This window comes from Vibrio sp. THAF64, assembly GCF_009363455.1.
GTDB lineage: Bacteria > Pseudomonadota > Gammaproteobacteria > Enterobacterales > Vibrionaceae > Vibrio > Vibrio coralliilyticus.
Map to the genome: position 1 here is coordinate 161,474 of NZ_CP045355.1, position 14,686 is coordinate 176,159.

The following is a 14,686-nucleotide window of genomic DNA, read 5'->3' on the forward strand; positions in this document are numbered from 1 at the left end:
GAGATATTCGCAAATTTATACCTTTAAACCGCGTCAGTGTATATATGAAAATATTTGTTATTAACCTACCAAGGTCAGTAGATCGTCGAATTTCTATGGAAGCTCAGCTAAAGAAGCTTGGGGTTGCCAATTATGAGTTTTTTGAAGCTATCGATGGCAGTCAGATGCCTAGTTATCTAGCTGACAAAGTTGATGATGAACATCGGAAGAAATTTAGAAGCAGGCCTTTATCATATGGAGAGCGCGGTATATATGCTAGCAATTATCTATTATGGGAAAAGTGCGTTCAGCAAAATGAACCTTTTTTGATCATGGAAGACGACGTGGTCCTCGAAGATTGTTTTGTTTCAATATGTAATCGTGTTGAAAAGCTACACAGCAAAGGGTTCGAATATTTTAGATTAGGGATAAGTGATACTAGCGAAGTTCCTCAAGTTATAGATGTTAATGAAAACATAGTTCATTGGTGTGATAACCAAAGTGGCTCTACACGATGCTACAGTATTTCACCTAGAGGTGCTGCCAAGTTACTGAAACGAAGTGAAAAATGGATTTGTGCAGTAGATAACTATATAGGCGAAGCTTATAGAACAAAGATTCCCTGCCTAGGGATTATGCCTTATGCGTCTTCAAAAGCTGAATACGAATCTACAATTCAGCTAGGTGAGAAAAGTAAAGTATCTCTAATCAATAAACTGAACCGAGAGTTGTATAGGTTTTACAGGTTTCTACGTATGAGCGTTTGGAACCGTATTTTATTCGCCAAAGCATTACCTAATAAAGGGCAGAGCTAAGTTTTTAACGCGACTTTAATGATGAAAGCACTTCCCAGAAAGTGAAGAAATAGCTTTGGCTGGGTTTCCCCCGATAACATTATTACTGTTAAACTGTGAAGTTACTGTCGAGGTACTTGCGACAACGGAATTTGTTGCAACGTGCGTCCCTTTGAGGATAGTGGATCTAGCGCCAACCCATACTTTATCTTCAATGGTTATAGGTTGATCTGGGTTAGTTTGTTGATTTTCTAAATCTGTAATTTTGTGTAGATCTGAATCCATAAAAAGAGTTTGCCAAGAGATTAGACAGTTATCACCAAAAGAGATCATATGATTACAAATGATAGTTGCTTCGCCAGTGAAATTGCTGCCTGAGCCAATTGCTAACGTGCCATTGATATGGAGTTTGGAGCCTGTACCTACCTTAATGTGATGGCCAAACTTTATATGTCCATTCTTGCCAATATTCCATATAAAACGAGAGTATTTGTTGTCAGCAATTTGTACTCGACCAAATCCTAGTTTGATCTTGCCTAGCTTCGCTGATTCAGGGATAGATATCCTGCCACCTAGAGCAACAAACTTGGTACGATGATTGACTAAAATTGGAAGTTTTATCGCTTGGTGAAATGGTAGGTAATAGAAATTAAAGAATAGAGTTTTGGGTATACATCTCACATAGTGGTACAGCTTGGATAACTTCTTCAAACTCATCTTGCTTCTCCGAAAATGTGTTGGATAGTGTTTTTGAGCGCGCCTCGGTTTCGCTCCACCACACTTAATGCGGCCTGGCCTTGTTCGTCCCTAAGATCTGTGGAGTGAAAAAGCTCAATAATTTTTTCTGCGAGCTCAGATTCAGAGTTGATGATCTGACAACTATTCGATGCAACTAGTTGCTTTGTGATATCAGAAAAATTGAAATAACTAGGCCCAGTCAGAGTTGGCTTTGCCAATGCCGCGGGCTCTAAGAGGTTGTGTCCGCCCACTTTATTTCCAAGTAAGCTTCCGCCCATGAAGCAGACATCGCTAGCGCCAATGAGTGTTAACATTTCACCCATGGTGTCACCTAAGTAGACTTGTGTACTGGCTGATACGGTTGAATTACCTGTCCGACGGACAGTAGTAAAGAGTTCACTGCATTTCACCATGACATCATTAAATCTCTCAGGATGCCTAGGAACCAGTATGAGGAGAGCATTAGGTACTTGTTTTAAAACCTGTGAATGAGCAGCGAGTATTTTTTCATCTTCTCCTTGATGAGTGCTGGCTGCAACCCAAATAGGGCGAGAGCTATCCAATTCACTCCTGAGCTGATTTCCCTTGATTGACTGCTCGGATGAAATGGATATATCGAATTTTATCGAGCCGGAGACAAAGATTTTATTTTGAGGTATCCCGAGATTTTCAAATCTTCTGGCATCATCTTTATGCTGACATATAACTTTACTTAAAGAAGGTGAAAGTAGATCAAATAACGGTTTGACTTTTGAGTAGCCACGGAAAGACTTGTCTGATAAACGTGCGTTGACTACCGTGATTGGAATGTGCTTTTCGGATACGGTAATTAATGTATTAGGCCAAAGTTCAGTTTCGACAATGATTAACTGTTTCGGTCTCACGACTTTTAAAAATGCTTTCACCGCAAAAGTAAAATCCAGAGGCATATATCTGTGTTCTGCATATTCCTTTAAATTATCTGCCTGCTTAGCGCCTGTTGGAGTTGTGGTAGTGACAAGGATTTTAGCATTTGGCTGGGCTTGATGTATCTTCTTAATCAACGGTGATGCAGCAATAACTTCTCCCACTGAAACAGCGTGAATCCATATGACAGGTTTCTTCTCAGGGTTGTTCAGGCTAGGTGTGAAACCGAAATGTTCTTTCCAGCGAGAGCCTACGGAAGGTTTACCAAGCTTATGTTTATATAAGCTTGGTAAAAGGAAAGGAAGTGCAATGACTAGTAAAAGTGTATATAGAAGTCGTATCACTTGAGGAGATCTTCCGGTTTTTTATGTGTCCATTTGCTACGAGGCTTATCTAGGTATTGGAAATATTCATTAGTAAATGTGCCTTGTATGCAAACGTATTTTCTTTCTTTGTATACGACTGACTTGTTATCCAGTACACCAGTTATAACCATTGGACCCGTAAGAAAATAAACACCTTGTTCTATGCTTCGGCTTTCTATATTTTCGACAATCTTATTGATCGCAAGTTCGTAATCTGGATTGTTAGGAGCTGAAGCGAGAAAGAAATTGGTATAGTGCTGATTCTTTTTTAACTTCACATACATCGCATTTTCATCGGTAGGTAAGATGCGTTTAAGTGGCCACACTAGTGTCGCATCAATATCCATGTAGATGCCACCGTGAGTGTGAATTGTGATGAGTCGCCACAAATCTGCTTGCGCAGCACCATCATTCAATTGCATGTAGGCGTTATACACTCGCTCAGAAGCATTTGCTTTAATGAACTCGGCTCGTTCTTCTGTACTCACATAGCGGTATTCATAATCTAAGGACATCAGGCGATTGAACAAATAGTTAAGATAAACAGGCAGAGTGCTTTGTGCAGAAAAGTTAGTTTGCCAAATTATCTTAGGTATCTTGGTTTGTTCGTTAGAGTTGACCTTTGGGCTGGAGAGCGATGGGATCGTAAAGCGCTTATTTGGAAACAAGGCATGAAAAGGATACGACAACATTTTAAAAATGTTGCCGATGAGCCTAATTAGTCTATTGGAAACTAAAATTGATAGATTTTTCATTGCTGCTTATAAAATTCCGAAATGAAGTTATTGATTCGATAGGGCACGGGAAATTGCATCTGTGATTTGCGCCGTGGTCGGTATTGAGCCATCAGCATTCATCACGATGTCATGGTGCTCATACAAAGGCGTATATCGAAAAGGCACCGTCGCATAGAAAATGCCTACAGTTGGTGTATGGGTCGATATTGCAATGTTCCGGACACCTGTATCAGGAGCGACCATTAGTGCAGCTTTTGCCGTTAGATCAACTAGCTCTTCAAGTGGTAAGCATGGTTGAATTTTGAAGTTTGGATATTTTAAAAGGCTTTGGCAAAAATCCCCTTTCTCAAAATCATTTTTTCCTTCCAGATACACGTGGGTATGATTTGGGTTCTCTTGGACTGCCTTCTCTAATACCGCAAACATTTGCTCTTTAGATAATATTTTTCGCAGCTGCGAGGCGCCGTTAAAATAGAGCACATAGGGAGCTTCAGTGTCTACCAGTTTGCGATGATCAGGATAGGCAAAGTCCAGTGGGTGAGCGGGGTTGTGGCCTAGTAGCTTGAGCATATCTAACATGCATTCCACTTCTGGCTGAAAATCTGAACGATGAACTGCAACATTAAACAAAGTACCGCAGAAGTACCATTTGTATGGAAACCCTATTTTTAGTTTGGCTTTACTTAATGCTGTCATCCAATGAGAACGGTTAGTGCTCGCCAAATCGAAAATTATGTCTTGCTCGCCTAGTTGTTTGATGTTTCGAACTTTTTCTTTGACAGGTGTTGTTTTTCCAGGCTCTTTTCCTGGCATCACATGAACATGATCAACCAAGTCACTCGGTATTCCATACATATAGTTGGAAACTGGAACTAACGTAATTTCAGCGTTAGGAAAAAACTTTCTGGCTTCAACTAGAAATGGGCGAACAACAACCTGATCCCCAAGTGCTGCGTGTCTAATTACTGCTATTTTCTTGATTTTTTGAGGCTGAAAATCATCTTGAATATACTTGCGTGCTTTTTTAGAAGCGTAAGCACCACGCTCAAACCATAGGTGTTTCATGAGTTATTGCTCTAGAAATTTATCAACAGCATTGATGACTTGAGAAGGCATTAGTTTATTGAGACAGTCTTGGTGGCCAAGCGGACACTCGCGTTTGAAACACGGCCGACACTCGATATCAGTATGCACCATTTCTAACTTGTCAGTCAGAGGCGGCGTATATTTTGGTGAGCTAGAGCCATAAATCGCAACTATATTGCACCCTACGGCAGCAGAAACATGCATTAAGCCTGAATCGTTCGATACAACGGTATGGCAAGCTGCTAATAAGTCTACTGCTTCGATTAGTGATGTTTCGCCAGCTAAGTTAAAGCAATATTGTTGTTGATCTGATGTGAGAGCTGATTTGATTTTTTCGGTGACAGCTCTGTCTTTTTCTGAGCCGAACAACCAAACTTGCTGGCCTTTATCTACAAGATGTTTAGCAAGCTTAGAATAGTGCCGGTCTGGCCAACGCTTAGCCGGGCCAAACTCCGCGCCAGGGCAGAGGCCTACAATTGGAAGTTGTAAATCTAGATTGAGTCTCTGACGAGCAGCGAGTTGTGAAGTGGTGTCGACGGTTAAACTGGGCTTTGGGCAATTGGCTAACTTAACCTCTTCCAACATCTTTTTAGAAGTTGAAGCGAGAGCGACGTACCTTTCAACCATATATTGAAATACACGCTTATCAGGACGAAGATCTGTAAGTAGCCCATATCTGAACTCACCTTTCCAGCCAGTTCGTACTGGTATTCCAGCAAACCATGGAATTAGGGCTGACTTTGCAGAATTAGGTAATATGAATGCATGGCTATAATGATTTTTACGTAACTCATGCCCAATTGCTCTTCGACCAAATAGATTGAAGTCCCCATGTCCAATCGGCATCTCTATGGCTTGATGTACTTCTGGCATGCGTTCTAGGATAGGTTTACACCAAGCAGGAGCAAGGACATCCAGTTCACAGTCTGGATATTTATCTTTGAGAGTCGTATACAAGCTTTGCGACATCACCATGTCGCCAACCCAAGAGGGACCGATAATGAGAATTTTCATTTAGGAAGCTAGGGTTCATCTAATAAGTCAGTTCATGCTGCCATGATACTCCATTCTGTACGACTTTGGCAGGGTTACCAACAGCAATGGCGCCCGATGGGACTGATTTGGTCAAGGTAGAGTTGATGCCAATGATTGATCCTTCACCGACAGTAACACCTTTTAAAACTGTTACATTATCTGTAAGCCAAACCTTAGGACCAATTTCGATACTCTGAGCACTGTTGATGCGCTTTCCATCTTTAGTAATATTATGGCCATCGCTAGTCATAATCTTCACGTTTCGGGATAGCATGCTTCCTTCGCCAATTGTTAGCTTAATTCCATTTTCTCTAGCAGAAAGGTAGCAGTCATGGCCTATGATTGTGTTGTCATCAATTGTTAAATGACAATTATTACCATCTATTTCAATGATGCAACGACGCAAGTTGGCATTTTTTCCTATTTTTAGGCTGTTGTTCTCTCCTTTAATAACAATCTTACATTGTCGTATTTTTGACGATGGATCTATTGCGAATTGATGTCGACCCGATATTTTTATTTTGTTTCTTAGTCTGTTAGTAAAACTGAGCATTGTATTCACCTATATCTATCCATTCATTTTTATATGGTATAGCTCATTAACTAAAATATAAAGCAATGACCATGTAATGACGTTGTCTATTACTGTTTTGAAAACACAGTTAATATAGTTGGGTTTATGGCTATTGAGCGTAGTTATGGTTGAGTTGTGCTAAACACTTGGACAAGTCTTCGGGTGAAACCAGTTGCTTTCGTGTTCTTGATTCGTTGGGTAAACATCAATTATTAAGAGGGTCGTGGGATGGAGGTGTGACGTTAGGTTTGTGTGAGTGTTGGTGAAATTCGGTTCAATTTAATTGTCATATATGGTCTAATGGCGTCCATTTCTCTTGGTTTGGTAGTGTTTAGTGAAAGTTTTTGTTATTAGTTTACAGCGTAGTCCTGAGCGTAGAGAGTACATCAAGAAGCAGCTAGACCAACTTAATATTGATTTTGAGTTTTTTGATGCAGTTGACGGCAGAGCAGAGCCTCCTCACAAATTGTTCGAAAATTATAACTATGCTAAACGGCTATGGCTTACCAGCGGCCGAATGCCCTCGAAAGGAGAGCTCGGTGTATACGGAAGTCATTACCTTCTATGGAAAAAATCGATTGAGCTTGATGAGCCTATTATAGTTTTTGAAGATGACGCTTCTATCTTACCTTCATTTCCAAGTAGCTTGAAAGTGGTTCAAGAAAAAATCGATAGATACGGTTTCTTGCGTTTAGAGTCTAAAACAGACAAAGGGGTTTTGTGTCTGAAGGAAGAGGATGATAACTTTAGCATCTCTTTTATGACGAATAACTATGGTGGACTTAGGTGTTATGCCATTTCACCGTATGCTGCAAAAAAGCTTGTTAGTAACTCTGAACGATGGTGTATGCCAGTAGATAACTATGTTGGCTCCTTGTATCTTCATGATATGCCTTCCTATATTCTTTCCCCTGCTGTTGTTGAAAACCCTCAAGAATTCGCAACAACAATTCAACTAGGTGAAGAAAGTAAAGCTAGGTTGTATCGAAAACCTACTCGAGAGCTTTACTCTCTATACAGAAAGATTGCCCTGCGTATTTATAACAGAAAGTATCAATGAAGAATTTAGCTCAGCAATTGGAGAAGGCATTTCTTTTCTCTCCAGTTTTTTTAGTTTTAATCTCAATATTTAACTTCACAGATACTAAGTCTTTAGTTTCTAGGGTTACTGTTATTGTTATTGTTTATAGCATAATAAGATATAGGCAATGTATTAAGACTAATTTTAACCAGTATGGTTACAAAAAGTTTTTTTTAGCTAGCATTCTGGTTTTTTCATATTTTTCTATTATGCATGTTTGGAGAGGTGACAATTTTGGATTGCCTAGGACTTTATTGACATGTTTAGTTTACTTATCTGTTGTTCCTTGGAGTAAGTTTTCTAATTCTTGGGTATATAATACAATTATACTTTCTGCATCTGTATGTGGGCTTAATGCTATATTTGAACATTACTATTTAAATATAGCTAGGGTTGGTATAGCAACCAATCCAATACCCTATGCACTTTACTGCTCTTTTGTTTCTTTGTCTTCTTTAGCTTTGACTAAACACTATGAATCGAGATTTATTCAAGGTTTATGTATTACTGGATTCTTATTGTCTTTATGGGCATTAATTTTGACAGACTCTCGTGGTGTTTGGGTAGCATACCCAATAGCAATGATGCTTGTAATTTATAGGAGCTTTAATAATTTATCACTCGTTAAGTTAGGTACTTTCACATTGATTGGCTTAAGTGCTATTTATCTGTCATTTAAGCCAATGATAGATGAACGTGTTGACAGGACAGTCGCTGAGTTTAACTCTATCAGCAAAGGGAACTACGAGACATCTTTTGGGGCACGATTAGATTTATGGACGTTCGGTGTTGATGTTTGGAAAGAGCAACCTATGGTTGGGGAAGGCGATATAATGTTAGAAGAAGGTATTCGAAAAGTACCAAACAGAAAGGCTTATCGACAACTTCACCTCCATAATCAGTACATAGATACACTTGCTAGATACGGTTCTGTTGGTTTTTTTATCATGATGGTTTGGTTTTTCTATCCAGTAAGGCTTAATAAAGCTCGAGAAAGAGATCGTGTCATCACCCAAGTGTTAGTTATGCTTGTGTTCATTGCGGGATTATCTGATGTGCCTTTTCACCATACGCATGTAGTTTATTTATTCACCTTGGTAGTTGGTCTATTCTCTTTGAATAGGATGGACTCAAGGTTAGGCTAATCTGTTGACGGAGGTTACTCATTACTCATGATAGTACTTTGCTAGCTTCTGAATATGTGTACTCATCGAAAACTCTGATTGTGCTCGTTGGTAAGCTCGAGCTGAATTTTTCTTCATCAACTCTTTATCGAGCAGATAATATTCTATATTGTCTGCTATTTTTTGAGGGTCTAATGGATCAGCCAACAAAGCCGTTGAGTATAGTATTTCTGGTAGTGCTCCAGTATTAGCTGCAACTATTGGCTTCTTTGCAGCCATAGCTTCGATTGCAGTTAAACCAAAAGCTTCGTTGTGGTTTGGTAGGCATACAATATCCATTGCAGCTAACATGCGATTAGTATCTGTCCTAAATCCAGCTAGATGAACGCGCTGGGTTAAGTTTAAGTGATTAATGCTATCTTTTAGCTTGTGAACGAAAGTGTTGTCCGAACCTTCTGAAACATCTAACCCTCCGACTAGTAATAGATGAAGCTCGGGATATGTGTCTTTCAGTAAATGGAAGGCCTCTAAAAGCTCCATTTGACCTTTGCCAGAGCAGACCCTACCTAGATTACCAATAATTATACTATCTCTAGGTAACCCCACTTCAAACTTTATAGTGGCAATTTGGTTTTGGTTATCAATTGGTTGCTCTGGGATGTCGGTGCCTAACCAGAGCCGGGTGATTCTATTTTCAGGTACAGGGAGTGCTTCTAGATTGCGTTTATAGGTTTCATTACTGATTGAAAAAATCTGGTCAATATGTGAATAAGCCCACTTATGGTAGAGGTCTTTTTTAGGGCGAGTAACCCCCATGTGCTCCGTGAAAAAAGTTTTCCGTCTAGTTAATAAGCTCAGTAGCGCTGAAACCAGAATATCACCAGATTTGTGGCAATGAATAATTTTGACGTTTCTTTGTTTTAGCCAGTGGTTCAGTCGTAAAAGTTTAGACGCTATTAACTTCCCTTTACTCGATATCTCAAAGGTCTCAATACCAGAGCTTCGCATTCCTTGAGCAACTTGTGTTCCACTGGTACATAGACCATAAACGTTATAGCCACGTTCAAGAAACTCTTTGCCAGTTCTTATCGGATACATTTCTAGCCCTCCCCAGCCTTGGGAAAGACAAATATGAAGAATTGCCGGTTTTGTCACAACTTACCTTTATCTAGTGGAGAGACAATAAAAAGGTGGCATTGAAACCACCTTTCTATAGTAGCCTTTAAAATATTAGAGGCTACTTGTTTATCTTCTGCATATATTCAGCAACGCCTTCTTCGACTGTTTTGAACTGGTGATCACAACCTGCTGCACGCAGTTTTGTTAGGTCTGCTTGAGTAAACTCTTGGTATGCGCCTTTAAGGTGTTCAGGGAATGGAATAGTTTCTACTTCACCTTTACCATGGAACTTAATCACGGCTTTAGCGACTGCTTCGAAAGATTCCGCATTACCTGTTCCAAGGTTAAAAATACCTGACTGGCCGCTTTCCAAAAACGATAAGTTTACTGCCGCAACATCGCCGACGTAAACGAAGTCACGCTTGAAAGTCTCGCTGCCTGCAAATAACTTTGGATTTTCACCTGAGTTCATTTGGTTGTTTAGGTGGAAGGCTACTGATGCCATTGAACCTTTGTGCTGTTCGCGAGGACCATAAACGTTGAAGTAACGGAAACCAGTAATTTGAGAAAGTTGCTCACCATGCTCTTCAGCATCTTGCAAAATGCGGCGTACATAGTTATCGAACTGTTGTTTTGAGTAACCGTATACATTTAGTGCGCCTTCATACTCTTTCTCTTCAATGAAAGTATCAGTTTCACCGTAAGTTGCAGCTGAAGAAGCATAAAGGAAAGGAATTTCACGCTCCAAACAGAAATGCAGCAGCTCTTTTGAATACTCATAATTGTTGAGCATCATGTACTTGCCATCCCACTCAGTAGTTGCAGAACAAGCACCTTCATGGAAGATGGCCTCGATAGGCCCAAAGTCATCGCCCGCCATTACTTGAGTGAGGAAATCATCACGATCCATATAGTCTGTGATATCTAAATCAACCAAATTTTGGAACTTCTTACCATTCTTAAGGTTATCAACTACCAAAATGTCGTTGATGCCTTTGTCATTTAGTGCTTTGACAATGTTGCTGCCAATCATGCCAGCGCCGCCAGTTACGATGATCATTTATAAACCTCAACCTACAAGTTATTTTTGGAGATATTACAGTATTGTTGCTCTTCTTGCAGTATCTCTAAGTACTAGAGTAAAGGTAAAATTCGATTACTTAAATATTTTATTGTATCATCCACTCAAAACGAATACCCCTACGTTTAATGCTCAGTTTACGTAGTGCCGAGCGCATATAGAAGCTCACTGATGGGGTCTTAATGTAGGTTGCTTGGCAAGCATGAACAAAACTTCTGAGGGTATTCTTTATGGTGGAACTATACTTACGGAATTAATCATGTTGAACAATAAAACGGTTCTTATAACCGGTGGCACGGGATCCTTTGGTAAGAAATTTATTAAAACAATCCTTGAGCGATACTCAGACGTCAAAAAAATCATTATATTTTCCCGAGACGAACTCAAACAGTTTGAGATCAAGCAGCAGTATCCTCAAAAAGCTTTCCCACAATTGCGTTTTTTTATTGGTGATGTTCGCGATCAGCAACGAATGGTGCAAGCTTGCGAAGGCGTCGATGTAATAATCCATGCGGCTGCAATTAAGCAGGTTGACACTGCCGAATACAACCCTACTGAGTGTATCCGTACAAATGTTGATGGTGCAGAGAATGTCATTCACGCGGCATTGCAATGTGGGGTAAAGGATGTAGTAGCGCTTTCGACAGATAAAGCATGTGCACCCATTAACCTTTATGGGGCCACTAAACTTGCTTCTGACAAGCTATTCACAGCAGCAAATAATATTAAAGGTTCGAAAGATATTCGTTTCAGTGTTGTTCGATACGGCAACGTAATGGGGTCTAGAGGTTCAGTTATCCCATTTTTCATGAAAAGAAAAGAAGAGGGCGTACTTCCGATTACTCATGAGGATATGACTCGCTTCAATATCTCCTTGCAAGATGGCGTAAACATGGTGATGTATGCTTTGGAGAACCACCTTGGTGGTGAGATTTTTGTACCCAAAATCCCATCATATAAGATCTTAGACATCGCCGAGGCTATTGCTCCCGATTGTGAAACCAAAATGGTTGGTATTCGACCTGGGGAAAAACTACATGAAGAAATGATCACAGATACAGATTCTCTTAATACTATCGATCTTGGTGAATACTACGCAATTCTGCCTTCTGTATCGTTCACTTACTCAGAGCGTGAATATCTAATGCACCACAAAGCTGAAAAAGTGCCGTTTGGATTCAAGTACAACTCTGGAACAAACACTGAATGGGAAACAGTAGAAAGTTTGCGCAAACTTATTGTTGAACATGTCGACCCAAATTTCACAGTCTAAGTGAGTAAAAAATAGTGATCCCATACGGTAAACAAGAAATAAAGCAAGAAGATATTGATGTTGTAGTCGATGTACTTACTTCAGACTTTCTCACTCAAGGTCCTAAGGTCCCTGAATTTGAACAGTCTCTCAAAAATCATTCTAGTGCAAGTTATGCCGTGGCAGTAAATAGTGCAACATCAGCGCTACATATTGCTTGCTTGGCTCTAGGTGTCGGTAAAGGGGATTGGCTATGGACTTCTCCTATAACCTTTGTGGCATCAGCAAACTGTGCTTTATATTGTGGTGCACAGGTTGATTTTGTAGATATCGATCCAGATACATACAACCTGTGTCCGCAGAAGCTGGAAGAAAAACTCAAAGAAGCAAAAGAGGCTGGAAAATTACCGAAAGTTGTTGTTCCTGTTCATCTTTGCGGACAGCCATGTGATATGAGAGCGATACATAAGCTTGCAAAAGAATATGGCTTCAAGGTTATAGAAGACGCCTCTCATGCTATTGGTGGACGTTATCATGGTGAGCCAATTGGTAACTGTGCGTTTTCAGATATTACAGTCTTTAGTTTTCATCCAGTGAAAATAGTTACCACGGCTGAAGGCGGTGCTGCGTTAACCAATCAAAAAGCACTGGCTGACAAAATGGAGCTCTACCGTAGTCACGGGATCACTCGAGATTTAGATCAAATGGAAGGTGGCAGTCATGGTAGATGGTACTATCAACAAATTGACTTAGGCTTTAACTATCGAATGACTGAACTGCAAGGTGCGTTGGGGGTGTCTCAAATGCGACGTCTTGACGAGTTTGTTGCATCACGTCACCGTTTAGCTGAGCGTTACAACAAAATATTGAGCTCTCTTCCTGTCGTTCTCCCATATCAGCTTGAAAATACATATTCAGGGTTGCATTTATATGTTATTAGGCTGAAGTTAGATGAGATATCTCTAACTCATAAAGAAGTGTTTAACGCTCTACGGGAAAATGGTATCGGTGTGAACTTGCATTATATCCCGGTCCATACTCAACCTTACTATGCCAGAATGGGTTTCAAGCAAGGTGACTTCCCAGCTGCTGAAAGTTATTACCGAGAAGCCATTTCGCTCCCTATATTTCACGGAATGACTCTTGAACAGCAAGACGAGGTGTATAAAGTCCTTAACGATATTTTGCTTGAGAGTTTGGAATGAAACTATCTTTAGGTACCGTGCAATTCGGCTTAGATTACGGAGTGACGAACAGTGGTGGACAAGTAGAACGCTCTGTCGTTGAGGAGATGCTTGACCTAGCGCCTAATCTGGGCATTAATTCTCTTGATACCGCAATAGCTTATGGTAATAGTGAGAGTGTGCTAGGGCAATTTGATTTAAAAGCTTTCAAGGTTACCTCAAAAATCCCTTCCTTGGCAGGAGCCAAAAGCTCTATTAATCAGATGACCAAGCAATCTCTCGAACGACTGAACATAGATCATTTGTATGGAATGATGCTTCATGACGAAAATGATGCATTTGCCAGCAATTGGCGCAATTTATTGGAGCTCAAGTCACTGAAAGAAGAGGGCCTTGTTAGTAAAATTGGCGTCTCATTTTATGACTCTCAAAGTGCGTTGTCTGTTATTGAGGCAGGACTTGTCGACCTCATTCAAATACCCGCTAACTTGTTCGATTCACGTTTTGAGATTGCTGGTGTCTTAGATGCGGCAGAAAAAAACGGAGTGGAAATCCATGTTCGATCTCTGTTTCTTCAGGGGCTTTTGCTCGCTAAACCTCAAGATCGACCTGAGAAGTTTTGCCATTTTAGCGATTTTTCTAAATACGATGATTTTTGTGCAAAATCGCGTTTTAGTCGACTAGAGTTGGCTTTGTCATATTTAATTGAAAAATCGCAAATAGAGTGTGGGGTTGTAGGCTGCACGAATGTTGAACAACTTGAGCAAATTGCTTCAGCTTATAACAATATGACTAAGTTAGATGAGCTAGACTTCCCTAATTTTACTTCATCAAACGAAGATTTACTTAATCCATCTAAATGGTAAGAAGGCAGTATGAAAGTTGTTGCTATTTTGCAAGCACGAGTTTCCTCTTCTCGTTTACCCAAAAAAGTTTTAAAACCCATCTTGGGTCTACCCATGTTACAGCGGCAGCTAGAAAGGCTCTCGCTGTGCAATACGATTGATGAGCTGATTTTAGCCACATCGGACCAAACTTCTGATGATGAGCTACAAGCTCTGGCGAACAGTATGGGGGTTAAGTGTTTTCGAGGTAATCTCGATGATGTTTTGGATCGTTTTTATCACGCAGCGAAAAGTGCGAATGCTATTCATGTCGTTAGGCTAACAGGCGACTGTCCTTTGATTTGTCCAGAGGTTGTGGACAAAGTAGTCGCTCATCATCTAGATTCTGGAGCGGATTATACATCAAATATTGCACCTCCCACTTACCCTGATGGACTTGATGTTGAAGTGATGACAATAGGCTCGCTGGAAAGGGCTTGGACAAATGCCAAGCTTCAATCAGAGCGGGAGCATGTGACACCTTATATACGCAAACCTGAGTCCAGTTTTTATCTTGAAAATGTTAAAAATGATAAAGACCTTTCATATTTAAGGTGGACTGTAGATGAACCGCGAGACTTTAACTTTGTTTTAGAGATCTATTCTCGTCTCTATTTAAACAACCCTCACTTTACGACACAAGATATCTTAAGTGTGATAGTTAACGAGCCTGAGTTGCTAGCGATAAATCAAAATATAGAGCGCAACGAGGGATACCATCTGTCATTGGATAAAGATAAGTATTGA

Annotated in this window: 15 protein-coding genes; 7 read left to right on the forward strand and 8 right to left on the reverse strand. The window is 40.2% G+C overall.

From position 1 onward, the window contains the following. Positions 1-44: 44 nt before the first annotated feature. On the forward strand, positions 45-794 hold the full coding sequence (locus tag FIU99_RS00690) for a glycosyltransferase family 25 protein (protein ID WP_006963394.1): 750 nt from the start codon (positions 45-47) through the stop codon (positions 792-794). A gap of 15 nt (positions 795-809) precedes the next feature. Here the strand turns inward: FIU99_RS00690 and FIU99_RS00695 are convergent, their stop codons facing one another. Genes FIU99_RS00695 through FIU99_RS00720 form a run of 6 tightly spaced genes read right to left on the reverse strand, consistent with a single transcriptional unit; the run spans position 810 to position 6,193 of the window. Then, positions 810-1,490, reverse strand: a complete 681-nt coding sequence (locus tag FIU99_RS00695; protein WP_006963393.1) for a DapH/DapD/GlmU-related protein — start codon at positions 1,488-1,490, stop codon at positions 810-812. Then, the gene (gene waaA / locus FIU99_RS00700) at positions 1,487-2,761 is read right to left on the reverse strand and encodes a lipid IV(A) 3-deoxy-D-manno-octulosonic acid transferase (RefSeq protein WP_006963392.1); all 1,275 of its coding nucleotides are present in this window, start codon (positions 2,759-2,761) and stop codon (positions 1,487-1,489) included. The genes FIU99_RS00695 and waaA overlap by 4 nt, the downstream gene beginning before the upstream one ends. Then, a complete protein-coding gene (locus FIU99_RS00705; RefSeq protein ID WP_006963391.1) occupies positions 2,758-3,537 on the reverse strand; it encodes a glycosyltransferase family 32 protein in 780 nt (259 codons plus the stop codon). The genes waaA and FIU99_RS00705 overlap by 4 nt, the downstream gene beginning before the upstream one ends. A 27-nt stretch (positions 3,538-3,564) precedes the next feature. Continuing rightward, on the reverse strand, positions 3,565-4,584 hold the full coding sequence (locus tag FIU99_RS00710; RefSeq protein WP_006963390.1) for a glycosyltransferase family 9 protein: 1,020 nt from the start codon (positions 4,582-4,584) through the stop codon (positions 3,565-3,567). A gap of 3 nt (positions 4,585-4,587) precedes the next feature. Next, positions 4,588-5,619: a lipopolysaccharide heptosyltransferase II gene (waaF, locus tag FIU99_RS00715; protein ID WP_006963389.1), complete on the reverse strand. Its 1,032-nt coding sequence runs from the start codon at positions 5,617-5,619 to the stop codon at positions 4,588-4,590. A 19-nt stretch (positions 5,620-5,638) separates the two neighbouring features. Continuing rightward, positions 5,639-6,193 carry an acyltransferase gene (locus tag FIU99_RS00720; RefSeq protein WP_039952747.1) on the reverse strand — a complete coding sequence of 185 codons (555 nt, stop codon included), beginning with the start codon at positions 6,191-6,193 and terminating at the stop codon, positions 5,639-5,641. A 355-nt stretch (positions 6,194-6,548) separates the two neighbouring features. On the opposite strand from FIU99_RS00720, the gene FIU99_RS00725 reads away from it, so the two are divergent. Next, positions 6,549-7,274: a glycosyltransferase family 25 protein gene (locus tag FIU99_RS00725; RefSeq protein WP_006963387.1), complete on the forward strand. Its 726-nt coding sequence runs from the start codon at positions 6,549-6,551 to the stop codon at positions 7,272-7,274. Then, positions 7,271-8,440 carry an O-antigen ligase gene (locus FIU99_RS00730; RefSeq protein WP_006963386.1) on the forward strand — a complete coding sequence of 390 codons (1,170 nt, stop codon included), beginning with the start codon at positions 7,271-7,273 and terminating at the stop codon, positions 8,438-8,440. The genes FIU99_RS00725 and FIU99_RS00730 overlap by 4 nt, the downstream gene beginning before the upstream one ends. A gap of 21 nt (positions 8,441-8,461) precedes the next feature. Here the strand turns inward: FIU99_RS00730 and FIU99_RS00735 are convergent, their stop codons facing one another. Continuing rightward, complete coding sequence (locus FIU99_RS00735) at positions 8,462-9,574, reverse strand: glycosyltransferase (protein WP_050778657.1); 1,113 nt, start codon at positions 9,572-9,574, stop codon at positions 8,462-8,464. A gap of 82 nt (positions 9,575-9,656) precedes the next feature. Beyond that, positions 9,657-10,598, reverse strand: a complete 942-nt coding sequence (gene rfaD / locus FIU99_RS00740) for an ADP-glyceromanno-heptose 6-epimerase (RefSeq protein WP_006963384.1) — start codon at positions 10,596-10,598, stop codon at positions 9,657-9,659. Positions 10,599-10,878: 280 nt separating this feature from the next. Between rfaD and pseB the strand changes: the two genes are divergently transcribed. From pseB to FIU99_RS00760, 4 genes are read left to right on the forward strand one after another with little or no spacing between them, the layout of a single operon-like run. Further along, complete coding sequence (pseB, locus tag FIU99_RS00745; RefSeq protein WP_038514007.1) at positions 10,879-11,892, forward strand: UDP-N-acetylglucosamine 4,6-dehydratase (inverting); 1,014 nt, start codon at positions 10,879-10,881, stop codon at positions 11,890-11,892. Positions 11,893-11,906: 14 nt separating this feature from the next. Continuing rightward, on the forward strand, positions 11,907-13,076 hold the full coding sequence (gene pseC / locus FIU99_RS00750) for a UDP-4-amino-4,6-dideoxy-N-acetyl-beta-L-altrosamine transaminase (protein ID WP_006963382.1): 1,170 nt from the start codon (positions 11,907-11,909) through the stop codon (positions 13,074-13,076). Beyond that, positions 13,073-13,921, forward strand: a complete 849-nt coding sequence (locus FIU99_RS00755) for an aldo/keto reductase (RefSeq protein WP_006963381.1) — start codon at positions 13,073-13,075, stop codon at positions 13,919-13,921. Before pseC ends, FIU99_RS00755 begins: the two co-directional genes overlap by 4 nt. A gap of 9 nt (positions 13,922-13,930) precedes the next feature. Further along, positions 13,931-14,686: an NTP transferase domain-containing protein gene (locus FIU99_RS00760; protein WP_006963380.1), complete on the forward strand. Its 756-nt coding sequence runs from the start codon at positions 13,931-13,933 to the stop codon at positions 14,684-14,686.